Raw genomic sequence first — 265 nt, 5'->3', positions numbered from 1 at the left:
TTGCGGTGATACGGCTGATGGTGTCTTTACTGATGCTGGCCCCATAGATTTGCTCGAAGTGGGCTGCGATGTCACCGTAGGTGAGTCCTTTGGCGGCCAGGGAGAGGATGATTTCATCGACGTTTTTGAGTCGACGGGCTCGTTTGGGCACGATGGTCGGTTCGAAGGAGCCGTCGCGGTCGCGGGGGACTTTGATGTCGATGGGGCCGACGGTGTCGGTGAGGATTCTTTTGGTGCGGTAGCCGTTTCTGGTGTTTTGGCTTGT

At 57.0% G+C, this 265-nt stretch carries 1 protein-coding gene; it reads right to left on the bottom strand.

Translation table 11 applies throughout. The annotated features are described in order from the left end of the window. The coding region (locus L7A20_RS11895; RefSeq protein ID WP_237223688.1) for a transposase at positions 1-265 on the bottom strand (265 nt) is incomplete at both ends.

The organism is Rothia nasimurium (genome assembly GCF_928381415.1).
Taxonomy (GTDB): Bacteria; Actinomycetota; Actinomycetes; order Actinomycetales; family Micrococcaceae; genus Rothia; species Rothia nasimurium_H.
Note: the sequence above shows the minus strand (reverse complement) of the source record. Positions and strands in the feature narration are given on the sequence as shown.